The organism is Roseateles albus (assembly GCF_028595345.1).
In the GTDB taxonomy this organism is placed as follows: domain Bacteria; phylum Pseudomonadota; class Gammaproteobacteria; order Burkholderiales; family Burkholderiaceae_C; genus Paucibacter_A; species Paucibacter_A albus.
Genome location: NZ_JAQQXT010000001.1, coordinates 651,745 through 677,641 on the forward strand (window position 1 = coordinate 651,745; position 25,897 = coordinate 677,641).

22 protein-coding genes are annotated in these 25,897 nt (G+C 64.1%); 8 read left to right on the forward strand and 14 right to left on the reverse strand.

Annotation, left to right across the window (positions count from 1 at the left end):
• Nucleotides 1-19 precede the first annotated feature (19 nt).
• Nucleotides 20-1,153, forward strand: coding sequence for a lactonase family protein (locus PRZ03_RS02680; protein ID WP_273598896.1), 1,134 nt, complete (start codon nucleotides 20-22; stop codon nucleotides 1,151-1,153).
• On the opposite strand, the gene PRZ03_RS02685 is transcribed toward PRZ03_RS02680, so the two are convergent.
• The gene (locus PRZ03_RS02685) at nucleotides 1,154-1,981 is read right to left on the reverse strand and encodes a hypothetical protein (protein WP_263534221.1); all 828 of its coding nucleotides are present in this window, start codon (nucleotides 1,979-1,981) and stop codon (nucleotides 1,154-1,156) included.
• 233 nt (nucleotides 1,982-2,214) lie between these two features.
• Nucleotides 2,215-3,114, reverse strand: coding sequence for a LysR family transcriptional regulator ArgP (locus PRZ03_RS02690; RefSeq protein WP_273598897.1), 900 nt, complete (start codon nucleotides 3,112-3,114; stop codon nucleotides 2,215-2,217).
• Between the two features lie 99 nt (nucleotides 3,115-3,213).
• Here PRZ03_RS02690 and PRZ03_RS02695 point away from each other — a divergent pair, with 99 nt between their 5' ends.
• From PRZ03_RS02695 to PRZ03_RS02715, 5 genes are read left to right on the forward strand one after another with little or no spacing between them, the layout of a single operon-like run.
• Complete coding sequence (locus PRZ03_RS02695) at nucleotides 3,214-3,840, forward strand: LysE/ArgO family amino acid transporter (protein ID WP_273598898.1); 627 nt, start codon at nucleotides 3,214-3,216, stop codon at nucleotides 3,838-3,840.
• A 12-nt stretch (nucleotides 3,841-3,852) separates the two neighbouring features.
• Nucleotides 3,853-4,812, forward strand: a complete 960-nt coding sequence (locus tag PRZ03_RS02700) for a DMT family transporter (RefSeq protein WP_273598899.1) — start codon at nucleotides 3,853-3,855, stop codon at nucleotides 4,810-4,812.
• A gap of 56 nt (nucleotides 4,813-4,868) precedes the next feature.
• Nucleotides 4,869-6,623 (forward strand): ExeA family protein, encoded by a 1,755-nt coding sequence (locus tag PRZ03_RS02705; protein WP_273598900.1) that lies wholly within the window; start codon nucleotides 4,869-4,871, stop codon nucleotides 6,621-6,623.
• Between the two features lie 12 nt (nucleotides 6,624-6,635).
• Entirely contained in the window at nucleotides 6,636-7,349 is a 714-nt protein-coding gene (locus PRZ03_RS02710) for a general secretion pathway protein GspB (protein ID WP_273598901.1), read from the forward strand.
• Nucleotides 7,350-9,014 (forward strand): alpha/beta hydrolase, encoded by a 1,665-nt coding sequence (locus tag PRZ03_RS02715; RefSeq protein WP_273598902.1) that lies wholly within the window; start codon nucleotides 7,350-7,352, stop codon nucleotides 9,012-9,014.
• A 9-nt stretch (nucleotides 9,015-9,023) separates the two neighbouring features.
• Here the strand turns inward: PRZ03_RS02715 and PRZ03_RS02720 are convergent, their stop codons facing one another.
• The 8 genes from PRZ03_RS02720 to PRZ03_RS02755 form a co-directional block, all read right to left on the reverse strand.
• The gene (locus PRZ03_RS02720) at nucleotides 9,024-9,377 is read right to left on the reverse strand and encodes a Na+/H+ antiporter subunit G (RefSeq protein ID WP_273598903.1); all 354 of its coding nucleotides are present in this window, start codon (nucleotides 9,375-9,377) and stop codon (nucleotides 9,024-9,026) included.
• Nucleotides 9,374-9,652, reverse strand: coding sequence for a K+/H+ antiporter subunit F (locus PRZ03_RS02725; RefSeq protein ID WP_273598904.1), 279 nt, complete (start codon nucleotides 9,650-9,652; stop codon nucleotides 9,374-9,376). The genes PRZ03_RS02720 and PRZ03_RS02725 overlap by 4 nt, the downstream gene beginning before the upstream one ends.
• Nucleotides 9,649-10,152, reverse strand: a complete 504-nt coding sequence (locus tag PRZ03_RS02730; protein WP_273598905.1) for a Na+/H+ antiporter subunit E — start codon at nucleotides 10,150-10,152, stop codon at nucleotides 9,649-9,651. The genes PRZ03_RS02725 and PRZ03_RS02730 overlap by 4 nt, the downstream gene beginning before the upstream one ends.
• Nucleotides 10,149-11,885, reverse strand: a complete 1,737-nt coding sequence (locus PRZ03_RS02735) for a monovalent cation/H+ antiporter subunit D (RefSeq protein WP_273598978.1) — start codon at nucleotides 11,883-11,885, stop codon at nucleotides 10,149-10,151. Before PRZ03_RS02735 ends, PRZ03_RS02730 begins: the two co-directional genes overlap by 4 nt.
• A complete protein-coding gene (locus tag PRZ03_RS02740) occupies nucleotides 11,885-12,250 on the reverse strand; it encodes a Na+/H+ antiporter subunit C (RefSeq protein ID WP_273598906.1) in 366 nt (121 codons plus the stop codon). The genes PRZ03_RS02735 and PRZ03_RS02740 overlap by 1 nt, the downstream gene beginning before the upstream one ends.
• Nucleotides 12,250-15,258: a monovalent cation/H+ antiporter subunit A gene (locus tag PRZ03_RS02745; protein ID WP_273598907.1), complete on the reverse strand. Its 3,009-nt coding sequence runs from the start codon at nucleotides 15,256-15,258 to the stop codon at nucleotides 12,250-12,252. Before PRZ03_RS02745 ends, PRZ03_RS02740 begins: the two co-directional genes overlap by 1 nt.
• Before the next feature lie 93 nt (nucleotides 15,259-15,351).
• Nucleotides 15,352-15,957: a glycoside hydrolase family 108 protein gene (locus tag PRZ03_RS02750; protein ID WP_273598908.1), complete on the reverse strand. Its 606-nt coding sequence runs from the start codon at nucleotides 15,955-15,957 to the stop codon at nucleotides 15,352-15,354.
• Between the two features lie 443 nt (nucleotides 15,958-16,400).
• On the reverse strand, nucleotides 16,401-17,072 hold the full coding sequence (locus PRZ03_RS02755) for a PEP-CTERM sorting domain-containing protein (RefSeq protein ID WP_273598909.1): 672 nt from the start codon (nucleotides 17,070-17,072) through the stop codon (nucleotides 16,401-16,403).
• 276 nt (nucleotides 17,073-17,348) lie between these two features.
• On the opposite strand from PRZ03_RS02755, the gene PRZ03_RS02760 reads away from it, so the two are divergent.
• On the forward strand, nucleotides 17,349-19,028 hold the full coding sequence (locus tag PRZ03_RS02760) for a magnesium transporter CorA family protein (RefSeq protein WP_273598910.1): 1,680 nt from the start codon (nucleotides 17,349-17,351) through the stop codon (nucleotides 19,026-19,028).
• A gap of 47 nt (nucleotides 19,029-19,075) precedes the next feature.
• Complete coding sequence (locus tag PRZ03_RS02765) at nucleotides 19,076-20,311, forward strand: class I SAM-dependent methyltransferase (RefSeq protein WP_273598911.1); 1,236 nt, start codon at nucleotides 19,076-19,078, stop codon at nucleotides 20,309-20,311.
• 16 nt (nucleotides 20,312-20,327) lie between these two features.
• Here PRZ03_RS02765 and PRZ03_RS02770 read toward each other — a convergent pair whose 3' ends face one another.
• The 4 genes from PRZ03_RS02770 to PRZ03_RS02785 form a co-directional block, all read right to left on the reverse strand.
• Nucleotides 20,328-21,740 carry a metal-dependent hydrolase family protein gene (locus PRZ03_RS02770; protein WP_273598912.1) on the reverse strand — a complete coding sequence of 471 codons (1,413 nt, stop codon included), beginning with the start codon at nucleotides 21,738-21,740 and terminating at the stop codon, nucleotides 20,328-20,330.
• A gap of 495 nt (nucleotides 21,741-22,235) precedes the next feature.
• Entirely contained in the window at nucleotides 22,236-22,778 is a 543-nt protein-coding gene (locus PRZ03_RS02775) for a YcnI family copper-binding membrane protein (protein WP_273598913.1), read from the reverse strand.
• A 36-nt stretch (nucleotides 22,779-22,814) separates the two neighbouring features.
• Entirely contained in the window at nucleotides 22,815-25,262 is a 2,448-nt protein-coding gene (locus PRZ03_RS02780; protein WP_273598915.1) for a TonB-dependent receptor, read from the reverse strand.
• A gap of 135 nt (nucleotides 25,263-25,397) precedes the next feature.
• Nucleotides 25,398-25,814: a DUF2946 domain-containing protein gene (locus tag PRZ03_RS02785; RefSeq protein ID WP_273598916.1), complete on the reverse strand. Its 417-nt coding sequence runs from the start codon at nucleotides 25,812-25,814 to the stop codon at nucleotides 25,398-25,400.
• Between the last annotated feature and the right edge of the window lie 83 nt (nucleotides 25,815-25,897).

A 25,897-nucleotide genomic window follows, 5' to 3' on the forward strand; every position in this document is an offset into this window, starting at 1 on the left:
AGCCGCCTGGACCGAGAATATGACTGTGAAACCTAACGCGAATGTTCATGCTTACGTCGGCAGCTACAGCCCCAATGGCCAAGGGTTGTACAGCTTTTCCCAAGATCCGATTGACGGCGCGCTGCGGCCCTTGGGCCTGCATGCCGGCCCGCCCAACCCGAGCTGGTTATGCCCGGCGGCCGACGGCACGCGGCTGTATGTTGCGAATGAGTTCGACGGCGCCGCCGGCGGCTGCGGCCAGCTGACGGCCTATGCGCGTGAGGGCAAGAGCGGGGCGCTGACCTTGATGCAAAGCGTCAGCTCGGGCGGCGCCGCGCCGGCGCATCTCAGCCTGTCCTTTGATCAGCGTTTCGTTTTTGCGGCCAATTACGGCGGCGGGTCGGTGGCCGTGCTGCCGGTGGCGGCGGACGGCAGCTTGAACGAGCCCTTGACCGTCAGCCGCCATGCCGAGCTGTTCGGCGCCGCCTCAAGCGCGTCGCAGCCGGCGGCGCTGGCTGCGCCCGGCAGCTTTGCAATCAGCGGCCATGACGGCGGCCCGCACGCGCATATGGCTCAGCTCGACCCCAGTGGGCGCTTTTTGCTGGTCAGTGATCTGGGCCTGGACCTCATGATCAGCTGGCGCTTTGACGCGGCCAGCGGCCAGTTGACGGCGCCCCAAAGCTGGCGCGCATCCAGCGGCGCCGGCCCGCGCCACTTTGCCTTTCACCCGCAGCGTGCCGAGCTTTGCTATGTCTTGAACGAGGAAGCATCGACGCTGGCTTGCCTGCATTTCGACGCCCAGACGGGCCGGCTGAGCACGCTGGCGGAAGTCAGCAGCTTGCCGGAGGGCTTCAAGGGCAGCAGCTTCGCCTCGGACTTGCGCTTCAGCGCCGATGGGCGCTTCCTCTATTGCTTGAACCGCCTGCATGATTCGATCGCCATTTTTGCGCTCGCGCCGGACGGCTCGCTTGCCCTGAGGGGGCATGAATGGACGCGGGGCTCTTACCCGCGCAGCTTCGCCTTTGATCCTAGCGGGCGCTTTTTATACGTGTGCAATCAGCGCAGCGACCATCTGGCCGTCTTTGCGGTGCAGGCGGGCGATGGCGGGCTGGCTTTCACCGGCCAGTACGTGGCGGTCGGCAGCCCTGCGGCGATCTGCTTTGTGGCGGTTTGATCAGGCCTGCTGCTCGGCCTTTGGCTGCACCACCGGCGCGTGCACCAGCGCAATGCTGAGCCAGACGGCCACGCTGAAGTAAGCCGTCATCCAGACCATCTCGCTTTGCCAATCTTGCTGGCGGTGCGACACGGTCCAGCGCCCCGCGACGTCAGCGAACCCTTGTGTGACGCTGAGGTAGGCCCGGCCGCTCGCTTCATCGGCCAGCCAGCGCGACCAATACATGGGCACATCGACCATGAACATAAACACCACATAGGCCACGCCGATCAAGCACCAAGCGGCCAGCAGCGGGCGCTGCTTGGTGGTCAAGCGTGGCCAGATCAAAGTCAGGCTGAGCACCAGCAAGGCGGCACTCAAACCCCAGAGTGACTCCTCCACCACATGGCCGATGTTCGAGGTGGTCAGCACCGAGTACCAAGAGAAGGTCTCGGCCACGGCAATCATGGGCACGATGGCCAGCGCAGCCAGCTTGCCTGTCCGGCTGCCGGCATTGCTGGAAACCTCGTGCAGGAGCAAGGCCCATTGCGCGACAAAGCACAGTTCAGCGATGGTGGCCACCGACCGCCCCACCACCACGCTGGACAGCCAGGTGTCCAGCAGGCACAGGCGCGGCACGTCGAACACCGGCAGCGCCGAGCGGAAGGCGCAACCCAGCACATAGCCGGCCGACAGCAGCAGTTGCAGGCGGCGCATCGAGTAGGCCTTGGGCGGCAACAATGCTTGCCGCTTGTGCAGCGCCAGCGAAGACATCATCCAAGCGGCGATATTGAACAAGGCCACCGCGCACAGCAGAGACCACCAAGTTGAAACGCTGATCGTCATCATGGCGTCATATTCGCACGCTAGCGCTTGGGCGCCAAGTGCCTTGACGCGCTGTTTGCGATATTGGACGCCACCAAGATCACTCACGCGGCCCTATTCCGGCGAACCGGACATATGCCGCTCTAACGCGGCCAATAGCAGGTCGACGGAGCAGGGGTCCAGCGTTAGCTGTTGCAGCCCCGGCCATGCAGGCTGGACTGTAGAAGTTTTTTGTCCAAGCGCAGCCTTGCCGAAATTCAGTCGAGCGCCTCCAAACCATCGCGTGCCGCCGCCAAGACTGCTTGAGTTAGCCTCTCCAACATGGGCAGTTGCTGGCGCGTGTATTGCCAATACAGCGGCAGCATCAAAGGCGCTTGCGGCAGCAAGGGCTGCAAGCGGCCCTCGGCCAGCGCTTGCGCGACCGAGCTGGCCGGGTTCATGCCCCAGCCCAGCCCGGCGACCGTGGCGTCCACAAAAGCTTGGGAGGAGGGCAGGCCATGGGTCGGTAGGGTCAGGGCTTGCCCGAGCTGCTGTTCGACCCAGCGCGCTTGCAAGCGGTCCTGCTGGCTGAAGCGCAGGCAGGGCGCCAGGCTCAAGGCCTCGGCCGTCACGCCAGCCGGGAAGTAACGCTTTACAAACGCAGGGCTGGCGGTGGCCAGGTAGCGCATGGCGCCCAGCGGCAGGCTGCGGCAGCCTTGCACGGGTTCGGCCAGGTCCGTCACCGCCGCCAGCACCTCACCGCTGCGCAGGCGCTCGGCCGTGTGGGCCTGATCCTCAATGCTCAAGTCCAGCAAGGCCGCTTCGCTGTCGGCAAAGGCGCTGGCGGCAGGCAAAAACCAGGTCGCCAAGCTGTCGGCGTTGACGGCCAGACGCAACGTCACGCGGCCAAGGCCATCGGGTGCCAGCGCCGGCATTGCGCCGACGAGATCTTGCTCCAGCATGCCAACCTGCTCGACATGACGGCATAAATGCCGGCCCGCCTCGGTCGCCACGCAGGGCGAGCCGCGCACCACCAAGACCTGGCCCAAGCGTTCTTCCAGCAGCTTGACGCGTTGTGACACCGCCGAGGGCGACAGGTGCAAGGCGCGCGCTGCGCGCTCAAAGCTACCTTCGCGCACCACGGCCGCGATGGCGGCCAATAAGGAGTAGTCAAGCATGAGGCTGTGCGGGCAAAGGGGAGTGGATTCAGCAGCGCTGATGCGGCATCAGCAAGTCTAACTGGCGCCCTCGGGGCACTATCGGCGATGCTGCGCGGCATGAATATCGACTCGACAGCTTTCAATAGCTACTCTCAGGGCCTGTTGTTGGGCGCCTCCTTGATCGTTGCCATCGGCGCACAGAACGCTTTTGTGCTGCACCAAGGCCTGCGGCGTGAGCATGTGACGGTCATCGTGCTGGCTTGCGGCTTGACCGATGCCTTGTTGATGGCGGCGGGCGTTTTCGGCCTGGCCGCCTTGATCAATGGCCAGCCCTTGCTGACCCGCTTGATCAGTTGGGCCGGCGCCCTGTTTCTGAGCTGCTATGGCGCGCGGGCGCTTTGGCGGGCGCGCCGGCCCGGCGTCGACCTGCATGCCGCGCAAGGCCCCAGCCTGAGCCTGCGTCAAGCCTTGCTGCAGTTGGCCGGCTTCACCTTGCTCAATCCGCATGTCTATCTGGACACAGTGATGCTGGTCGGCTCGGTCGGTGCGCAGCAGCCAACGGCCTTGCGCCTGGCCTTTATGGCCGGCGCGGCCAGCGGCAGCTTGCTCTGGTTTGCGCTGCTGGGCTTCGGCGCGCGCTGGCTGGCACCTTGGTTCGCGCGGCCACGCGCATGGCAGATCCTTGACGCCCTGATTGGCCTGACCATGTTAGCGCTGGCGGCGATGCTGATCCTTCAGACCTGAGACACTGCCCGCATGTGGACAGGAATTGTTTTTGCACTTGCGGCCGGCCTGATGTGGGGGCTGGTTTTTGTGGCTCCGCTGATGTTGGGAGACTACCCGCCCTTGATGCTGACCGTAGGTCGCTATTTGGCCTTTGGTTTGATTGCGCTGCCCTTGGGCCTGTTGGACCGCAGCCGCTTGGCCGAGCTGCGCCCGGTCGATTGGCTGCAGGCGCTCAAGCTCAGCCTGATCGGCAATTTCATCTACTACCTCTGCCTGTCCGCGGCGATCCAAATGGCCGGAGGGCCGCTGCCCACCGTCATCATCGGCACGCTGCCGGTGGTGATTGCCATCATCGCCAATTTGCGCAGCCATCAGGCTCTGCCCTGGCTCAAGCTGGCGCCTTCGCTGCTCTTGATCGCGGCCGGCATTGCGGCAGTCAATCAATCCGAGCTTGACGCACTACTTCAGAGCCGGGACGCAGACCTGCACCATTACTTGCACCGTTACCTGCTGGGCGCCCTGCTGGCGGTGGCCGCCGTCGCTTGCTGGACCTGGTACCCGATCCGCAACGCCGATTGGCTCTTGGCCCACCCCCAGGCCAGCCCGCGCGCCTGGGCCACTGCGCAGGGCTTGATGACGCTGCCGGTGGCCTTGGGGGGCGTCTTGCTGCTGTACGGCGCTCAAGGCCTGGGCTGGCCCTTGTTGCCGGCCGGCTTCGAACTGCCGCTGGGGCCGCGTCCCTTGCCCTATCTCGGGCTGATGTTGGCGGTCGGCCTGTTTTCCTCCTGGTTGGGGACCTTGTGCTGGAACGAGGCCAGCCAGCGCCTGCCCACTTCCCTGGTGGGGCAGCTGATCGTGTTTGAGTCGCTGGCGGCGCTGGCCTATGCTTTCATGCTGCGCGGCCAGCTGCCGCCGCCTTTGACCCTGCTTGGGATCGCCTTCTTGTTGGCCGGGGTGGTGTGGGCCTTGCGGCGGCGTCAAGCAAAGTAATCCGCAGCCGTTACCATCAAGCCCCAACCAGGTAGCTCCGGGCCCACGCCCACACCATGTACGCGAATTTTTTTGGCCTGAAGCAAGAGCCCTTCTCGATTGCCCCTGACCCGCGCTATCTCTATATGAGCGAGCGGCACCGGGAGGCTCTGGCTCATCTGCTGTACGGCCTGCGTGGCGGCGGCGGTTTTGTGCTGCTGACGGGTGAGATCGGCGCCGGCAAGACCACGGTTTGCCGTGCCTTCCTGGGGCAGATCCCGAAACGCTGCAATGTCGCCTACATCTTCAACCCCAAGTTGTCGGTGGCCGAGCTGCTGCGCACCGTTTGCGAGGAGTACGGGATTCAGCACCGGCAGGCTCTGCCCGAGGACGGCTCCGCCTTGGTCTCGGTCAAGCCTTTTGTGGACGCCATCAACGAGTTTTTGCTCACTACCCATGCGGTCGGGCAGAACAATGTGTTGATCATCGACGAGGCGCAAAACCTGTCGCCCGAGGTCTTGGAGCAGCTGCGCTTGCTGACCAATCTGGAGACCAACGAGCGCAAGCTCTTGCAGATCATCTTGATCGGCCAGCCCGAGCTGCGCGATATGTTGGCGGCGCCTGAGTTGGAGCAGTTGTCGCAGCGCGTGATCGCGCGCTTTCATTTGCCGGCGCTGTCCGAGGCAGAGACCGAGCACTATGTGCGGCACCGCCTGGGCGTGGCCGGCTTCAGCGCCGCTTTGCCCTTCGAGCCCAAGGCACTGCAGCGCATCTACCAGCTGTCACGCGGCGTGCCCAGGCGTATCAATCTGCTGTGCGACCGCGCGCTGCTGGGCGCCTATTCGCAGGATCAGCGCAGCGTTGACCGCAAGACCGTGGACCGTGCCGCCGCCGAAGTCTTCGGCCCGCAGGACTTGAGCGCCAAGGCGCCCAGCGCAGGGCTGAAGCGCCTGCGCTGGACATTGGGCGGCGCCGGCCTGCTTGCGACCGCGGTGATCTTTGCCTGGTTTGGCAAAGCTTCGTTTTTGCCGTCTAGCCTTCCAGGCAAGGGGCAGGCGGCCATGCCGACCAAGGCAATGCCGGGTCAAGCGGCAAAAGCGGCAAAAGCGGCTCTTGCCGCCTCGGCCCCAATGAGCAGCGCTGCACAGCAGGTGCAAAAAATCGAGCTGACCGAAAGCCTGACCAGCAGCCTGGGTTTGCGCAGCGAAGCTCAAGCCTGGCAAGAGCTGGCGCGCAGTTGGCAGCTTGAGGCCGCAGAAATCGAGCCCTGCCAAGCCTTGGCAAAGCAGCAGGTTTTTTGCTATCGCAGCGGCGCCAGCCACAAGAGCGATAGCGACGGCGGACTGAGCCTCTTGCGCCTGCTCGACCGCCCCAGCATCCTGAGTCTGCGCGATGATGCCGGCAAAGCTTTTTACGTTGTCTTGACCAAATTGGACGATCAGTACGCGACCGTGCGACTGGGGGAGCAGACCCAGCGCATCAGCCTGCCGAACTTGAGCACGCAGTGGCGCGGAGAATTTGCCCTGCTATGGCGCGCTCCGCCCGGCTACCCGGCCAAGGACGGCGGTGGGGAATTACTGGCCTGGGTGAATACCCAATTGGCCAAGGTCTTTGGCGGCACGCCGGCCGCCGGGCCTTTCCGCTTGGATGCGGCGATGCGAGCAAGGCTGGCAGCATTTCAACGCTCGCAAGGCTTGCGCAGCGATGGCCAACTGGGCCCCGTTACCTTGATGCTGCTCAGCCGCGTGGCGGCAAGCGGCGAAGTGGCCGGCTTGCCCGAGCCCCATCTGAAAGGCGGCAAGGCTTTGCAAACCGCCACTGCGGCACCGTAAGAAGAAAGCGCTATGTCCTATATTCTTGACGCCTTGCGCAAAGCCGACTCCGAGCGGGAGCGCGGCAGCGTGCCGACCTTGCACAGCCATGCAGAACATGAGCATGCCGGCGGCAGGCCGGGCCGCTCCGGCACGGTAGCTGCTGATTGGCCGCCGGCCCTGCGCTGGGCTCTGGCCGCTGCCGCCGTGGTCTTGCTCTTGCTGCTGGGGGCTTGGGCTGCGCGCTGGGGGGCTGTGGATTCGGCGCCGGCCGGCTCGGTCGCAATCCCACCCGCACCGGCGGCGACCCTGCCGCCGCCAGCCGCCATGGCCGCCAAACCCACGCTAGCAAGCCAAGCTCCCGCGCCGCTAACGCCTGTTTTGTTGGCACCGCCGCCCGCGGCGGTCGAGCCTTTGCCGGCGGCCAAGCCGCTGGCCGGCGGCGCGCCAAGCAGCGCTGTGCAGGCACCTGCCATCAGCTCAAGCAGCCCAATTGCCCAGCCCAACCCAAGCGCCCCGGCCATCCTCAAGTTTGCTGATTTGCCCGACGCGACCCGCAAGGCTTTGCCCACAATTGCCACCAGCGGGGCGATGTATTCCGACACGCCCGCCAACCGCATGCTGATCGTCAACGGCCAACTGCTGCACGAGGGCGAGCAGATCGCGCCCGAGCTGCTGCTTGAGCGCATCGAGCTGAAGAGCGCCGTGCTGGTCTTCAAGGGTCAGCGTTTTAGGATCAGCTACTGAATGAGCGCGCGCCAAGCTTTGTCAGCGCTGCTGCGCTCTTTCACCGTCCTTGGCCTGCTGCTGGGCACGCTCTTTGTCGCGGCCTCTTTGACGCCCAGCCTGGTGCCGCGCCATCCTGCCGTGCAGGGCATGCTCAGCGGCCTGTGCTTTGCGGCCGGTTACGGCATCGGGGTGCTGGTGCAAGCCTTGTGGCGGCTGTTGCAACTGCCCGAGCCGCGCGCCGAAACCATGATCTGGCGGCGTGCACCGGCGCTGCTGCTGTGCCTGGGGGCGATCAGTTATGCGCTGTGGCGCGCCAATGAATGGCAAAACCGCCTGCGCGCCCTGATGCAGCTGGCGCCGCAAGACAGCGCCGGCCCGTTCACGATCGCGGGTGTGGCGCTGCTGACCTTTGCCCTGCTCTTGCTGATTGGGCGCGCCTTTGACTGGGTCAAGCAGGGCATCGCAGCGCGCTTGAAGCGGCAGGTGCCAGGGCCGGTGGCCGTGTTGACGGCGCTGGGCTTGACCGCCTGGCTGTTTTATTCGATCGGTAACGGTGTGCTGGTGCGCGCCGGCATGCATGCTTTTGACGCGTCCTACCGGCGCCTGGATGCCTTGATCGAAGACGACAGCAGCCCGCGCCCCAGCGACCCGCTGAAGGTCGGCGCACCCGGCTCCTTGTTGAAATGGGAAGACTTGGGGCGGGCTGGCCGCCGCGTCATCGCCGCCGGGCCGGATCGCGCCGCGATCGCACAGATGACGGACAGCAGCGCCGCGCAAGTCAAGGAACCACTGCGCGTTTACGTCGGCCTGAACTCGGCCGACACCGTCGAGGCGCGCGCGCAGCTGGCGCTGGCCGAGCTCAAACGAATCGGCGCGTTTGAGCGCAGCAACATGGTCATCGTCACGCCCACGGGCACCGGCTGGGTCGACCCCGAGAGCCAGACAGCGCTGGAGTATTTGCTGCGCGGCGATGTGGCCAGCGTGTCGGTGCAGTATTCCTATCTGGCCAGCTGGCTGGCCTTGCTGGCCGACCCCGAGCTGGGCCGCGACACCGCCCGCGCCACCTTCACCGCCGTCTACGACCATTGGCGCAGTCTGCCGCGCGACAAGCGCCCCAAGCTCTATCTGCACGGGCTGAGCCTGGGTAGCCTCAACTCCGACCTCTCGCATGACCTGCATCAGGTGATCGGCGACCCCTATGACGGCGCTTTTTGGGCCGGACCACCGTTCGCCAGTGAGACCTGGAACCTGGTTACCGCACAGCGCAAGGCCGGCACCCCGGCCTGGCTGCCCGAGTTCCGCGATGGCTCGGTGATTCGCTTTACCGCGCAGGTCAACCGATTGAATCAGGCGCCGGCCGCCTGGGGGCCCTACCGGGTGATTTATCTGCAGTACGCGAGCGACGCGGTCAGCTTCTTCGACCCCGGCGCACTGTGGCGCCGTCCGGCCTGGTTGCAAGCGCCACTGGGGCCGGATGTGTCACCGGATTTTGTCTGGGTGCCGGTGGTGACGTTTTTGCAGCTGACGATTGACTTGATGCTGGCCACTACGCCGCCGCTGGGCTATGGTCATCTCTATGCTTTTGAGCATTATCTGGACGGCTGGGCCGGCCTGACCGACGCGCCCGGCTGGACGCCAGAGCAGTTGCAGGCGCTCAAAAACAAGATTGCGGCGCGGCGCTGATGCACAGCGTTAAGGCTGACCCAGCGCGGGCGGCACGACGTCCTCGTTGCTCTGCCCGGTGCGGCTGCGAAACAAGGCGGTGCGCGCCAGCATGATGGTGGTGACCGGCACCGTCAGTGACAGGCAGATGATGATCAGCCAAGCCTGCAGGGCCAGGCCTTGCTCCAGCGCCGAAAAATAGAGGATGGTGGCCAAGGAGGCCGCCCAGCTCGCCAGTGTGAAAGCCAGCGCCGGCGGGTGCATGCGCATGAAGAAGCTCTTGAAGCGCAGCACGCCAATGGCTGCCGCCAAGGCGAAGCCGCCGCTGAGCAAGAGCAGCAAGCCGACCGGTACTTCAATCCACCAAGGCAGGGCGTTGATCATTCGATCACCTCGCCGCGCAACAAGAACTTGGCCATGGCGGCGGAGCCCACAAAGCCGAACAGCGCGATCAGCAGTGCCGCTTCAAAATACATCGCGCTGCGGTAGTTGATGGCCAGCACCAGCATGATCAGCATGGCCAGGGTGCAGATCAAATCCAGCGCCAAGATCCTGTCCTGCGAAGCGGGGCCCCGGATCATGCGTATAAAACACAGCGCCATGGCCGTCACATAACAGGCCAAAGCAACGGTGATGGCCAGGAACAAGAAGCCGCTCATTCGAAGATCTCCATCAGGGGGCGCTCGTAGCGGGTTTTGATCAAATCGATCTCCGCTTGCGCGTTCTCCAGTTCGAACATATGCACCAGCAGCGCGCTGCGGTCCAGCGCCAATTCGGACCAGATGGTGCCCGGGATCACGCACATGATGACGGCCAAGGCGGCCAGGCCATTCGGGTCGCGCAGCTCCAGCGGCACGCGCACAAAGCCGCCTTGTGGCAGCTTGTCCGGGCGCGCCAGCGTGCCGCGCAAGACCCGCCAGTTCCAGATCAGCACATCGGCGCCCACCTGCCAAAACAGGCGCCAGGCCACCGCCGGCCGCTTGAGGCTGACCGGCGTGGGCCGCAGCGAGGCCGTCAGCAGCGGCGCCGCCACACCCAGCAGCACGGCCATCAGCCAAGCTCCGAGACTGAAGGCATCGTTGAGCAATAGCCACAAGGCCATCAAGGCCAAACTCAGCAAGGGCGCGGGCACGCAGCGCCTGAACAGACTGGGCTTCATGGTTGGGGCTCCGGCGGGGTGCTCGCGCGCAGGCGCTCGGCGTTGGTCGGTGTGAGCAGGGGGCGGGCCGACAGCACCGCATCGATGTAGCGCTGTGGGCTGTACAGCAGCTCGGCGGTGGTGTTGGCGTAACGCAGCAAGCCCTCGGCATGCCAAGTCATCGCGCCGCACAAGGCGATCAGCATCACGATGGGCGCGTACTCGAACAGCTGCAAGCTCGGCGGGCTGCGGTCGACCGGGGTCCAGAAAAACCGGATGCCGGTGCGTGACAGGGCAATCAATGCCAACAAACCGGCCGCGATCAGCAAGCTCAGGAACAACCAAGCCGAAGGGGCGATGCCCCCGGCCGCCGCGCTGGTCTGCAACAGCGCCGACAGCATCGCAAACTTGGCGACAAAGCTGGCCAAGGGCGGCAGGCCGGCGACCAGCAGCGTGCAGCAGATAAAAGCCAGGCCCAGCAAGGCCGTGGCCGCCGGAATGGCGCGGCCCACCAAGCGTTCTTCGTCCTCGTCCAGATTGCCCTCGCGTGCCAGCTCCTGCTCGGCCAGCGCAAAGGGCAGGTGGTCTTCTTCGTCCTCGGGCGCGCGCGGAGCTTGCGGGCTGGGGTTGCGCGAGCGGTCCATCAGCTCGGCCAACAAGAAAAATGCCGCCACCGCAAAGGTCGACACGGGCAGGTAGTAGAGCGCGCCAGCGCTCAGCTCGGGCCGAGCAAAACCCAGCACGGCCATCAAGGTGCCCGAGGACACGATGACTGCAAACGAGGCCAAGCGGGCGGGCCGCTGCGCGCTCAACATGCCGATCGCGCCAAAACTCAGCGTGGCCATGCCGCCCCACAAGAGCCAGCTCTGGCCAAAGCCCGCCGAGGCGCCGGCGCTGGCCGAAAACAGCAGCGTAGACAGGCGCATCAGCACATAGACGCCAACCTTGGTCAGCAGTGCAAAGACCGCGGCAGACGGCGCACTGGCGGCCGTGTAGGCGGGGGCTAACCAAAAGTTCAAAGGCCAGCAAGCAGCCTTGGCCAAAAAGGCCAGCGCCAGGATCGCGCAGCCTACATGCAACAAGGCCCGGTCGGCCGCCGCCACCAAGGGGATGCGCGCGGCCAGATCGGCCATATTCAGCGTGCCCGTGACGCCGTAAATCAGCGCAGCGCCGACCAGAAAGAGCGAGGACGCGACCAAGTTGATGCTGAGGTAGTGCAGGCCCGCCTTGACGCGCGCTGGCCCGCTGCCATGCAGGAGAAGTCCATAGGAAGCCGCCAGCATGACCTCGAAGAAGACAAAGAGATTGAACAGATCGCCGGTTAGAAAGGCGCCGTTCAGGCCCATGATTTGAAGCTGCAAGAGCACATGGAAATGCGCGCCAGCCTTGTGCCAACGGGCCAGCGAGAACAGCAATGCCATCAAGGCCACGACGGCTGCGACCACCAGCATCAGCGCCGAGAGATGGTCCAGCACCAGCACGATGCCGAAGGGCACATCCCAGTTGGAGGGCAGGTAAACGCCGAAGGCATGAGGCTGGGCGGCTTCCATATGCACGCCCAACATCAAGAACAAGGCGATGGCCAGATTGGCCAGGGTCGCCGCCAAGGCCAATGTGGCCTTGCGGTGATGGCGTCGGTCGCCCAGCAGCAAGAGCAGGCAGGCCGCGATCAAAGGCAGCAAAATCGGCGCCAGGGTCAGATGGGGCATCAGTGCCGCATTGGCCAGCAAGGCCCAGTCGCTCAGCAGCGTCATCATGGAGGCGGCTCCTGAGGGTCAAGCTCATCAGCGGTGCCGTCCACATGGTCATTGCCGACAAAACCCCGCTGCGCCAGCATCACCACCAGGAACAGGGCGCTCATGGCGAAGCCGATGACGATCGCCGTCAGCACCAAGGCCTGCGGCATCGGGTCGCTGTAGTTCTGCAGGGTGGTCGCCACGCCGGGGCTCAGGACCGGCTCTTTGTCCAGACTCAAGCGCCCCATGCTGAAGATGAAGAGATTGACGCCGTAGCCCAAGAGGCTCAAACCGATGATGACTTGGTAGCTGCGCGGGCGCAGCAGCAGCCAGACGCCGCAGGCGCTCAAAAGGCCAATGGCCAGGGCCAGGACGATTTCCATCAGCGCTTGCTCCCGGCTGTTGTGTGCTGCGTGTCGCGCTTGTGGCCGCGCACCGATTGGTGACCCAGCGCCGTCAAGATCAAAAGTACGGCGCCGACCACCAGCGTGAACACGCCGATGTCATAGAACAAGGCGCTGGCTATATGAAGCTCGCCCAGCAGCGGCAGCGTCAGGTGGCTGGTGTGGGTGGTCAAGAAGGGGTAGCCGAAAAACAGCGAGCCCAGCCCGGTGGCGCAAGCCGTTAGCAAGCCAAACGCGATCCAGCGCTGCGGCCGCAGGCTCAGGTGGGCCTCTACCCACTGGGTGCCGGAGACGATGTATTGCAAGATGAAGGCCGTCGACAAGACCAGGCCGGCCACAAAGCCACCGCCCGGCTGGTTGTGGCCCCGCATGAACAAATGCACCGCGATCACCAAGGCTACCGGCAGCAAAAGGCGCACCAGCACGGCCGGCACCAGGAGGTAGCCGCTGGCGCCGTCTTTGGGTGAGTTGGTCGCGGTGTTGGCGTGCACCAGGTCGGTGGCAATGTCGGGTGCGAGCAGCAGTTGTTGGTGCGGCAGCGCCATGCTCTCGGGCGCCGGGCGAAAGCGTCGCAGCAGCGCGTAGACGGTCAGCGCCACGCTGCCCAGCACGGTGATCTCGCCCAGAGTGTCTAGGCCTCGGAAGTCCACCAGCATCACATTGACCACATTGGTGCCGAAGCCCTCGGGCAGCGCGCGCTCCAGGAAAAAGGTCGAAATGCTTTGCGGGAATTCGCGCGTCATCATGGCGTAGGACAGGCCGCTCATGCCCGCACCCGCCGCCAGGGCCAGGCTCAGGTCGCGCAGGCGCCGCGTTCTTTTGCGTGCTCTTTGCAGTTTGAGGCGGCGGGCCTTGTCCGGTAACGATTCGGCCTGGGGCCCGGCCCGCTCCAGCGCGCTGATCCGTTTGGGCAACCAGCGCAGGCCCAGCAGGATCAGCACCGTGGTGACGGTCTCGACGGCCAGCTGCGTGAGTGCCAAATCGGGTGCCGAGAACAGGGCGAAGGTGATCACCGTGCACAAGCCCGCCACGCCCATCAGGGCCAGCGCGGTCAGACGTTGATACTTGGCCGCCTTGGTGCAGGCCAGTGCGGCCGCGCCGCCTATCAGCCAGAGCAAGGTGAAACCGGGCGAGAAAGGCAGCGCCTCTCGCGCACCCAGGGTGATGCCGCCTTGGCCAGCCAAGACAGCGGCGAGCACCGTCAGGCCCAGCAAGAGCAGCAGCTGCGTCTGCAGCCGGCGCGTGCTGATCAGGCGCAGCAGGCTGCGGCTGGCGGCGGTCAGCCCTGCCAAGCCGGTTTGGAACAAGCGCTTGCCATTGAGCCGGCCCAGCAGCGGTGTCTGCGTAAACTGGCCGCTTGCGAGTGGGCCGCGCAAAACCCAGTACAGCGCGATACCGCCGGCCAGCGCGACCAAGCTCATGATCAAGGGCGTGTTGAAGCCATGCCAGAGGGCCAGATCAAAGTCCGGCAGAGCGCTGCCCACGACCGGCGCGGCAGCCGTCTCCAGCACTGCCTGCATGGTCCACTGCGGCAGTGTGCCGACAGCCAGGCAGGCCAGCACCAATAACTCCACCGGCACACGCATCCAGTGCGGCGGCTCGTGGGGCCGGCGCGGCAACTCGGCACTGCTGTCCGGCCCGAAAAATACATCGACACAAAAACGCAGCGAGTAGGCCACGCTGAACATGCCGGCCAGCACGGCCGTCACAGGCAGCAGCAGGTCAAACCAGGGCACGCTGCTGACGAACACCGCCTCGGTGAAGAACATCTCTTTGGAGATAAAGCCGTTCAATAGCGGCACGCCGGCCATCGCCGCGCTCGCCACCATGGCCAGGGTGGCGGTGATCGGCATGGCTCGCCGCAAGCCGCTGAGGCGGCGCATATCGCGCGTGCCGGTTTCATGGTCGATGATGCCCACGGCCATGAAGAGCGAGGCCTTGAAGGTGGCGTGGTTCATGATGTGAAAGACGGCGGCAACAGCGGCCAGAGGGCTGTTCAGACCCAGCAGCGTGGTGATCAAGCCCAGATGCGAGATGGTCGAGTAGGCCAGCACGCCCTTCAAATCCTGCTGAAAAATCGCCGCGAAGCCGCCCAGCAGCAAGGTGATCAGCCCGCATCCAGTGACGATCCAGAACCATTGCTCGCTGCCGGCCAGCACCGGCCATAGCCGAGCCAGTAGAAACACGCCCGCCTTGACCATGGTGGCCGAATGCAGATAGGCCGAGACCGGCGTCGGTGCCGCCATGGCATTGGGCAGCCAGAAGTGAAACGGGAATTGCGCGCTCTTGGTCAGCGCGCCCAGCAAGACCAGGATCAATGTCGTGAGGTAGAGCGGATGCTTGCGCACCAAGTCGCCCGACGCCAACACCACATCCAGTTCATAGCTGCCGACGATATGCCCCAGCAGCAAGACGCCGGCCAGCAGACATAAGCCGCCCGCACCGGTGACGGTCAGCGCCATGCGCGCGCCGCGCCGCGCGTCGCGGCGGTGGTGCCAGTAGCCGATCAAGAGAAACGAGAACAGGCTGGTCAGCTCCCAGAACAGCACCAGTTGCACCAGATTGCCGGAGATGACGACGCCGCTCATCGCGCCCATAAAGGCCAGCAAGAAGGAGAAGAAACGCGGCACCGGGTCGCTGGGTGACATGTAATAGCGCGCATAGAGCACCACCAGCGCGCCTATGCCCAGCACCAAGAGCGAGAACATCCAGGCAAAGCCGTCCATGCGCAGGACGAAGTTCAGTCCCAGCGAGGGCAGCCAGACGAACTCCTGCCGGATCACGCCGCCGGCGGCGACTTCGGGGAAGTAGGTCGCCGCCTGCACAAAGCAAAACAGCGCCACGAGGCCGGCCAAGGTCGATTCGGCATTGCGCGCATTGCTGGGCAGCAGCGCCGCGATCAAGCTGGCCAGAAACGGCAAAGCCACCAGGCTGATCAGGCCGAATTGTTGGAAGAAGTACAGGTAATTCGTTACTTGGTTTGCCATTGGCAATCTGGAACTTCTGGCTTGTTCGGGCGAGGCTGAGTTTAACCGCCGGCCATAAATCCCCCCCAGGCCGGCCGCCTCAAGCGACCCGGCTCAGACATCAAAGGCCGGGTCTTCACCCAGGTCTGGCAAACGCCGAGTGACCTCAGCAGCGCCCCCGTCCCGTGGCACGTTGGCGCCGGAACCAGCTAGACCGATGTTGGCGCGCAAGGCATTGAGCCGGTTCATCCAGCCGCGCAAAAACACATTCAGCTCCGGCTTGGCTTGGACCAAACGCTGGTAATAGCTTTCACGCGCATTGCAAAACATCGGCAAGGCCCGGGCCGGATCGCAGCACTGCACGGCCGTCAAGGTGGCCGGGCCGAAGCCGCCATCGACCGCGCAGCCCACGCTGCCCTGCAAAAAGCCCACCGCCCGCCCGACGCCCATATTGACTGCGGTGTCGAACAGGGCCAGATCGAGCTTGTCCTGCACATCGCCGCAGTGCGCCGCGCGCCAGTAGTTTTGTTCGTAAATGGCGGCCATCTCCTTGTCTTGCAAGTCGCGCACCGAGCGTCGGGGCAGGCCGTTCTTGGCCCGCCAAGTGTCATAGACTTTTTGCGTCACGCCGCGGTTGGTGGCGCCGCCCGGGTCGGCGGGGTGGTCCACAAAGCCGCCCTCCCAGCGCAAGACAAAGGGCAAGGATTTTGCAAAAGACATGGCGCGCTCCTACTCTGGATGGGGCCTGATTGTGTTGCCGCAGGCTAGCCGGGGCACTCCCTAGAAAGACAGCAAAAGCCCCGCAAAGCCTAGGCTGCAAAGCGCTTGACCGCGCGCCGATTGCCGGCATGATGGCGGCAACTCTGTCGCCAGACTTGCGCCATGCCCAGCCCATCAACTTTGCCGCCGCCGCATGTGCTGCGCTTGCACCAGATCTTGCTGTGGCCGCTGCGCCTGATGCCTTTGGGCGCGGAGCCGGGCGCACCGCGCCCGCCCTGGGAGTTGCTGCCCAGCGGGGCTGACGCCGGCCACTGGCAGGAATTGAGCGATGAATACACGGGCGATCCGGCCAGCTTTCACGAGCGCCACTGTGTCAACCCGGGTCACGGACATGAAAAAGCCCGCGTGCGGCGGGCTTTAACGCGAGTAATTCGAACCTTTGCTCAGCTTTGCTGGCCCGAGCGGCGACGCGCCATAAAACCAAGGGCGGCCAGACCGCCAAGCATCAAGGCATAGGTCTCAGGTTCCGGCACGGCTGCGGTCATCGCGCCAACTGTAGCTCCGTAGTAGTTCTCGTAGTTCGGTGTGTAAAAGCTGATGTCGGTGTAGCTGCCTTTGAATTGCAGCAGGCCATTGCCTTCATAGCCGGTGACAGTGTTGCCGGTTTGAGTCAGCGTGCCGCCGCCCCAATTTCCCGAACCTTGCGCACCAATGGTGAAATTGACGTTGCCAGTGAACTGGAATTGAACCGGCACGCCGCCCTGACCCACGCTGAACAAGACCATCACCGGGTCGATCACTGCCTTGTCGAAATGAAAGGTATTCAATACGGTCGGATGGCCACCCACCATTTGCAAAGTGCCATTGACTGCAGTTGGTGTGTTGGTGACGGCGGCATTGGTAAATGAGGCCGGCACGTTATACAACGCATTCCAGTTGAGCAAGCCCGCAACGTCGCCGGTATAGCTCACATTGACGTTTTGACTGTTTTGCGTGAACGAGCCAGCATTGGTATTGGCCCAGGTGGTCCAACTCACGGTATCGACGGCGAATGCTTGCAGAGGAAGCGTAGCGGCGATGGCGGCGGTAGCGACAGAGGCAAGAAGCTTTTTCATATGAAGACCTTGGTTGGTTTGCTGGGCACCGAAGGGGAAGCGGTGTGAGCTCATTGTGTGCATTTGCCTTGGGCATTACATCCCCGCGCTTCGGGGGGGGGGGCGTTGAAATGCGTTGCACATCTCACGGCTGAAAGCGGGAGGCGCCCGAAACTAAGCTCGTCGCGCAGCCGCCCCGCTCTGCAGGAAAAGGGCCGCATAGGCATGGTTGCAATGCGTTTGGCCCGTTCTCAATTCGCGGCATGATGGTGCAAACAGGTCTGCCAGTACCCCGCCATGTCGAGTCAGCCGATTGAGCCTTCAACACAGTTGCCGCCGCCCCATGTGCAGCGCATGCACCAGATCTTGTTGTGGCCGCTGCGCCTGATGCCCTTGGGCGATGCGCCGGGCGCACCGCGGCGACCTTGGGAGTTGCTGCCCAAAGGAGCCGAGGCGGGGCCTTGGCATGAGTTGATTGACGAATACACCGGCGACCCGGCCAGTTTTCACGAACGTCACTATCAGGAGTTCGTGACCTTCCTGCCCTATGTGCAGCGCTTTCTGTATGGCGACGGGCGCTCGCCCGGCCGCCCGCAAGACGGGCGCAGCGAGGCCGGCATGAAGGTGTTCCGGCGCCGCGATCTGGTCAAGTTGCGTGTCTGCCCGCGGCCCGGTGCGACGCCGTTGACGCTCGACGTGGTGCATGTCGATCTGTATTTTTTCTTCGACGTGGATGTGGTGCTGCTGAATGTCGAGGTCTGCGCCACCGACCTGGAATTGCGCCAGGCGCAGGAATTGCTGTACCGCCTGGGCCGTGCCTACCCGTCTGGCTGGGACGCGCAAGGCTTGCCGCTGCACAGCCTCGCCAGCGCCGAATGGCTGGACGCACAGGGTCAGGTCTTGTCGGCCTCGGATGCGCTCGAGCGCGAGCATTACATCGCCCATGTGCAGGAGCACCGCGCGCCGTGCATTGCCGAGCATTGGGCCTTTGTGCTGCGCCCGCTGGTGGTTGACCACTCAAATGAGCCCGGCGCCTTGCGCTTTCGGCAGATCGAGTATTACCGCATGCCGATGATGGCTTATCTGGCGCTGGACGAGCCGCTCGCGCTGACGCGCAGCGATATGGTCAGCTTGGGGCTGGTGACCGGGCCGCAGGGCAAGCCGGGCTCGCAGCAGCTGCCCTTTGCCGAGCAGCATCTGCATGATTTTGAAAGCAAATATTGCTATGACAGGTTCTGGGGCGATGCCGGCGCCGCGCCGAATACGCGTTACTTGTGCAGCGGGCATTCGCTGGTGGTGATTGGGCGCGCCGACTCGAGCTTCTTCAGCTGCCGGGATCGAGGCGTCTTGGCCCATTTTCGGCACCAGCATTTCATGATCTTCCTGATCGCGCATTTTCAGAAGGCATCGCTGCTGATGTTCTCCGACCGTTTGGTCGAAGCGCTGCGGAGGCTGAATGTGCAGGACGCCGAAAACGTGCGTCGCTTCAAGCGCGCGATTCGTTCCAGCTTCGAAGGCTTCTTGCGCTTCTCGCATCGCTACTGGTTTCATGAGGTGGCCGAGCAAGCGCAATCGCGCGCCTTGTTCCGCATGTGCGCCAATCATCTGGAACTGCCGGTCTTGTACGCCGAGGTCAAGGAGCGCATCACCGATATGAGCGCTTATCTGGAAACCGACAGCATCCGCCGACAGGCCAACACCGTCGTGCGCTTGACGGTGGTAACGATCTTTGGCTTGGTGGGCACCATCACCACCGGTTTTCTGGGCATGAATTTGCTGGCCGAGGCCGATGCGCCGCTGAGCCAGCGCCTGCTCTACTTTGCGCTGGTGATGGCCGCGACCTTGGCGTTGACGGTCTACACCATGGTCAAGTCCAAGCGTCTGTCGGACTTTCTGGACGCATTGTCGGACGAGCGCATGTCGGCCTGGAACAAGCTGCGAGCCTTCGCAGCGGTCTGGCGTTCCGGGCCAGATTGAGCAGATAAGCGAAAATCACCAGCTGCCCACCTTCTTGGCCCTTGCCGATGTTCACCGATCTGATTCCCGACAGCGCGCCACCCGTGGCCAAGGCCGATGCCAAAGTGCGTTTCTTGCGATTGCTGGAAACGGCGCTGGCCAACAGCACATTTGCAAAGCTGCTGCTGAGCAAATATGTCGGCGAAGAGGCACAGTTGGACCGGCTGACGGTGCGCGAAGTAGTGTTGCGCGGCGAGCGCCAGCTGTCGTTCTTGTGGCGCTATCAGACCCGCGACATCACCAAAAACTTCCCCCTTCCCGAAGCGCTGGCGCGCTTGGGTGAGTTGCTGGGTGCGCAATTCCACAGCGCTCATCTGCAGACTCAGAGCGAGGAAGTGCAACTGGTGTTCAGCCGCAAGGGCCGGCCCAGTTTGCGGCTTGGCAAGGCGCCTCCCGCAGTTTTGCCGGTGGCGACTGACGCTGGGCATGACAAGGAAAAGCTGCGTTATTTGGAGCTGAGCCGGCCTTTCTGGCTTGACCTGGGCGTCACGCATCTGGTGCGCGGTGAAGCGCAACTCGTGCCGGCGATGTCACGCAAATGGAAGCAGATCAACAAGTTCATTGAGATATTTTCGGCGGCCCTGAAGTCTTCCGGCCTGAGCGACAGCCCCGATGTGCATGTGGCCGACTTCGGCTCCGGCAAAGGCTATCTGACCTTCGCTATGCACGACTGGCTGCGCGCGCAAGGCAAACGAGCCGAGGTGACCGGCGTTGAACTGCGCGACGATATGGTCAAGCTCTGCGGCGCCGCGGCGGCCAAACATCAGATGACGGGCTTGCGCTTCGACCAGGGGGACGTGCGCAGCTACACGCCGCTGAGGCTGGACGTCATGATCGCGCTGCACGCCTGCGACATCGCGACCGACTATGCGATCCATTTCGGACTGCGCGCCGGTGCCAAGGTCATCATGTGCTCGCCCTGTTGTCACAAGCAGGTGAGGCCGCAGATGCAGACGCCGACGCTGCTGCGCCCGCTGCTGCAGCACGGCATCCATCTGGGCCAGGAGGCCGAGATGGTCACCGACGGCCTGCGGGCGCTGTTGCTGGAGGCTGAAGGTTATGACACCCAGGTGTTTGAGTTCGTAGCACTTGAGCACACCAGCAAGAACAAGATGATTCTGGCCGTCAAGCGCGCGCAGCCGCTGAGCGCCGCCAGGCGCCAGGAACTGCTTGAGCAGATCGCCGAGATCAAACGCTTTTACGGCATCCGCGAGCAGGAGTTGCAGACGCTGCTCGCGGCGTGAGGCGCGCCAGCCAGGCTCAGCGGACGGTGTTCTTGTAAACCTTGCCGTCCTTCATGATGACGAGGAAGTTCTTGGCTGCATCGGCCACCAGGTCAATATTGGCGATGGGGTCGCCATCGACCAAGATCAGGTCGGCCAGCGCGCCTTCTTGCACGACGCCGAGCTTGCCGGGGTAAGGGCTGCGCGGGCCGCTGAGCGCCAGCAACTCGGCATTGCCGCTGGTGGCCATCTTCAAGACCTCCACCGGGCTGTACCAACGCACCATCTGCGCCAGCTTTTGGCCTTGTTGGGCCGCGACCTTGGCGTCGAACAAGGTGTCGGTGCCCCAGGCGGTTTTGATCTTGAACTTCTTGGCCAGGGCGAAGGCGGTGTCGGTGCCGGCCATCATCTGCTTTTGCTTGATGCGGTTGGGCGAGCCTTCAGCAAAGGCCGACTTGCCGTCGTCAACAAAGGGTTGCAAGCTCCACCACACGCCTTTTTCGGCCATCAGCTTGGCGGTGGCTTCGTCCAGCATTTGACCATGGTCTATGCACTTGACGCCGGCCTCGATGGCCTGGCGCACCGCGCGCGGGGTGTAGGCATGCACGGCCACATAAGTGCCCCAGTTCTCGGCGGCCTCAACACCGGCGCGCAGCTCGGCGGTGGTGTATTGGGTGACGTCCAGCGGGTCATAGTCGGAAGAGACACCGCCGCCGGCCATCATCTTGATTTGCGAAGCGCCCAGGGCCAGTTGCTCGCGGGCGCGTAGGCGGACCACGTCGGGGTTGTCGGCAATGGCCGCGGCGCCCACGCGCTCGCTGTGGCTGAAGTCGCCCGGCCGGGCCGGCAAGTCAACCGGCAGGCGGAAGTCCCCATGGCCGCCGGACTGCGAGATGAAGGCGCCTGAAGACCAGATGCGCGGGCCGCTGGCCAGGCCCAGGTCGATGCCCTTCTTCAAGCCCAGCGAAGGTCCGCCCAGATCGCGGATGCTGGTGAAGCCACGCATCAACGTGTCTTGTGCTTCTTTCGTAGCCGCCACATTCACGAAGCCGACATCCGAGGTCAGGATGGCCAGTTTCGATAGGCTGGAGAACATGATGTGGGTGTGTGCGTCGATCAGGCCCGGCATCAAGGTGCGGCCCGCGCCGGCCACGCGAGTCAGCGCTACATCTGCCGGTGCGGCAATCGGCGCCGAGGAGATGGCTTTGATCTGATTGCCCACGATCAGCACGTTGGACGGGGCTGAGAGCTTGTCGGCCTTGCCGTCAAAGATGCGCACGTTCTCGAACAGTACGCCGCTGAGCTTGGCTGCAGGGGCAGCAGCAGCCGGGGCAGCGTCGGCCTCAGAAGTGGGGCCGGCGCCATGAGCCAGCGCAGCAGGCAGGCCCTGCGCCAGCAGGCAGGCGGCCAACAAAGACTTGATGATCATGGGGCGGCGACGCAGCGGCATGGGAATCCTCGGTTTGTGATTAAAGCGGGGTGATTCTGACTCACCGTCCGCGGCCGAGAATTGGCAAAAGTGCCAGTGCTAAAAAAAAAAGACCCCGACCAAGCTGACTCGGTCGGGGTCTATCAAGAGCGCGTGACGCTGCCCGAAGACATGGCTAGCTCGATGCTTGATTGATCTGGGCTAGCCCGTAGGGCCGCAGCGTTGAAGAGTTTTGCGCTGGCAGCGCTGGGCCGGGCAGACCGTTACGGGCCTGCAGCCTGGGCGCTGTTGGATGTGAATCCTTGCTGGCCTAGGAGCTCGGCGGCCTGGGCGTCAACACCGGCTGTTGCAGGGGGCCGCAGAAGAATCTGCTGTGGCACTGGTGGGAGCGGTGTGGCGTCGTCATGGGCTGTATTCTCACCGGCCAGCCCAGCACAAAACCGTCAAGAACCGGGCCCAAAGCTTGCCATCTTGTGGGCTGGTTTTTGCCGGCTTTTCCAGACTTTGCGGCTCGGATCAATGCTGGTGCGAGCCCGGCGCGGCAGCCGGCTTGAGCAGCATCAGCCGCACGGCGGGCGCTTTCAGGCCCTTGGTCGAGTCGCCCTCGGCCGGCAGCTCGGCCCAATTCCATTCGCCTTTGACGCAGCTTTGCCGCACCTTGAACCAGACCGGCCCGGGCTGCTCCGGCAGGCTGCCGCGCAAGATGAACTCCTCATACCAGGCGTCTTGCAGATAGGCGTCCTCGCTTTTGGCCGTCCAGCTGAGCTCGATCACGTCATCGCTGATCGTGCGGCCATGGCTGTCATAGGGCTTGGCCAGCGGCGCGCGCTTGATATCCAAGGCCCAGCCGGCTTTCGGCATCGGTTTGGCGCCGCGAAAGCCGGCCGGCAATGTGACGGTGACTCGGGTGGTGGCCGAGCCCTCGCAGCCGTGGCCGACGCGCAGCACCGCTTTATAGGGCGTGCCGGCCACGGCCTCGGGCTGCTCCAGCGTGACATGGGCTTGGGCCGCCGCGCTCAAACTGGCGGCAAGAACAAATAAGAGAGGGGTCTTCAACATGGTGGTGTGCTCCGGTGAAAGGGACGAGAACATGGGTCAAAGGTCGAACTTCAGCTCAGCGTGATAGGTGCGCTGCGGGTAAGGGTGGAAGGCCCAGTAGCGGTAGTTGTTCAGGTTGTCGATGCCGGCGGCCACGGTCCATTGCTTGGCCACTCGCCATTGCAGCCGCAGGTCGGTGGTGAAGAACTTGGAGAAGCCCTGATAGGTAAAACCGTTAGGGTCGCTGTTATTGAGCGTGCCGTACTGCGGGCCCGAATAGCGCAGGCCGTAGCTGGCGCTCAAGGCCGGCGTGATTGCATAACTGGCCACCAGCGTGGCGCGCCATTTGGGCACGCGCGGCTGCTGCTTGCCCACCGTGTCGCCGGGAACGCTGACGAAGCCGGCGTTCTCCAGAATCTCGGAGTCGGCGAAGGTCAGGCTGCTTTGCAACTCCAGGCCACGGGCAGACAAAAAGTCCTCGGCGCTATAGGCCAACTCGACGCCCATGGTGCGCAGGCGGTCGATGTTTTGCACGCTGCTGATGGTCTTGGCCGGGTCCGCCGGGTTGCTGCTGAGCTGTGAATACAGGGCATCTCGGGTGTCTTCATGGAACAAGGTGCTGCGCAGTTGCTGCTTGGCCGAGCTCCAGGTCGCACTCAGCTCGCTGGTCCAGCCCTTCTCCGGTTTGAGATTCGGATTGGTGCTGAGGTCGTTCGGCACATAGACGCCATTGGCATTGACGCCGCCTTGGTACAGCTCGCCTGCCGTCGGCATGCGCACCGCGCGGCCGGTGGACAGTTTGAGGGTCCAGGCCTCACTCAGCTCATAGCCCAGCGCCGCCTTGGGCGACAAATACTGTTCTTTGCGGGTGGCAAAGCTGACCGGCTTGCCGTTGGCGGCCGTCTTGTTGCCCTCAGTGGCCTGCCATTGCTCGGCGCGCAGGCCGAGCACGCTCTTGAGCTGCGGGTTGATTGCCCAGGCGTCTTGCACAAAGGCGCTGCTGAGTTGGGTCTTGCCGCTGAAGTCGGTGAACAAGGCCCCGGCCGCGCCGCTCAGCCAGTCGGCTGTATCGGAAACCTTCTGCTGCCAGACATAACGCTCATGCTGCAGGCCAAAGTCCAGCACATGGGTGCTGCCGCTTGGGCGCCACACGCCCTTGGCACTCAGATTGCTCCAGCCGGTGCCGCTCAAATCGGTGATGCGGCCGGGGCCGCCGGCGTCGGCCGCTGGCCTACTCAGGCTCTTGGGCGCGTTCGGCGCGCGCGCTTCGTCGCTGCGATAGTCATAGCTGCTGGCGGCCAGCTCGAAGTCAAACACGCCGCGTGTCTGGCTCTTCAGCGCCAGGCCATGCATCAGATGCTCCAGCCGGTCCCGGTTCTGGCCGAAGTCGGTGTTGGCGACGGCGTATTGTTTTCCCCCTTCGCCGCCTATTCCGATATTGGCCCCGCTGTAGACCGTGTTGCCGCCCGCGTCACGCAGATAGCTGGCGCTGCTGCCGACGGCATTGTTCTTCCACCACCCCAGGCTGTAGCTGGCGCGCAGCTCGGGGTTGAAGTCATAGGCCAACTTGAGCTTGGCGTGGTCTTGCTGGGTGTGATAACTGGTGCCGGCGCCCAGAATCTGCCAGGGCGCGTTGCTCTTGTCGGCGTCCAGCACATTGCCCGTGACGGGCAAGGTCGCAGCATTGACGGGTTTGCCGGTCGAGGTGAGCTTGGTGATAAAAGTCAGCGGCTGGCCTTCGCTGTCCAGGTGATTGACGTTGACCCACCAGGCCAGCGCGCCGGCGCGGTCGCCTATCGACGCGCTGGCTTGATAGCCGCCGTAGTTGGCCGAGCTGTTGTAGAGCTCAAACGGTTGGTGAAAGATGCCGACCTTGGCATGAGCCTCAAAAGTTTTGGGCATGCGGGTTTGGTAGTCCACCACCGCACCGACCGAGTTGCCTGAATAAGCGGCCGAGAAGGGGCCGTAGAGCACATCGACGCGCTCGATTTCCTCGGGCGTGACCATGCCCCAGCGCGGGGTGAAGCCGGCGCCGTTGCCGAGCAGATTGGAGAGCTGTATGCCATCGGCAAACACCAGCGAGCGCGCGCTATTGCCCGTGCCCGAGGCGCGCGTGGACAAGACGGCGTGGTTGTAGTCGCCGATATAGCGCTTGCGCACCAACAAGCTGGGCAGGTACTTCAGCGCATCTTGCGCGTCGGTGGCGTTGATGCTGCGGGCAATTTCTTCTGCGGTGACGCTCTCCATGGTGGTGGGGATATTGCTCGGCAAGGAGCGCGTGGCGTTGCCGGCGATCAGAACGATGCCGAGATTGCGGGTCGGGGTGCCGGAGGCGCTTGCCGTGGCGGAATTGCCGGCGGCGGCCACCTGGCCCGCTTCAATGGCGGCGCTGGTGGTTGCGGCATCTTCATCGCCGCAGTCGTCGCAGGCACGCGCGGCGGGGTGGTGAAGCAAGGAAAAAGCTGCGGCCAAGGCCATGCTCAGCAGGCTTGGTTTGAACATCATGGGCTTCATGAGAGGGATATTCGATTCGGTCAGCACCGCAGCCCGGCCTCTAAGAGGCCGGCGCAAGCGGGGCAAGGGATAAGTGGAGCGGGCTGCGCGGACGAGAAGCCGGCAAGCGCGCTCAGAGCTGGTGAATCAAGCCAGCAGCACAGGTGGCGCGCGTGACTGCGCGGGCGCCCAAGCATGGGCGCTGTTCGGAGCGCTGTAGAAGCGCTCGGGCATGTCGAAACTCAAGGGCAAGAGCAAGACCGTGCTTGCCAAAGCGGCCGGCGGCGGGGCCAGGTCTTGCGTGTGCAGCGCGCAGTAGGGGCAGTTGGCGAACAAACCATGCACCGACTGTTGTGAATCCTGTTGATCAGCCTGGGCCGCCAACACCGAGCTACTGGCGCGCGGCGACACCACGCTGCTTCGGCACACCTGGCTCCAGGCCACCACATCGCCCCGCGCATGCGCCAGCGCCTGCGACAAGGCAGGCATCAGCGCAGCCAGCAAGAAGGTCAGTGCGACCAGCCAGCGGCTTGTGATGGAGGGGCGAGGGAAAAGGGCTTGCACGGGCGGGATTCTAGCGAGCGAGCGCCGTGCCGCCCTTGAAGCCGATCAAGATTGGCTCAAGCTAGACATCGGCATGCCTTGTG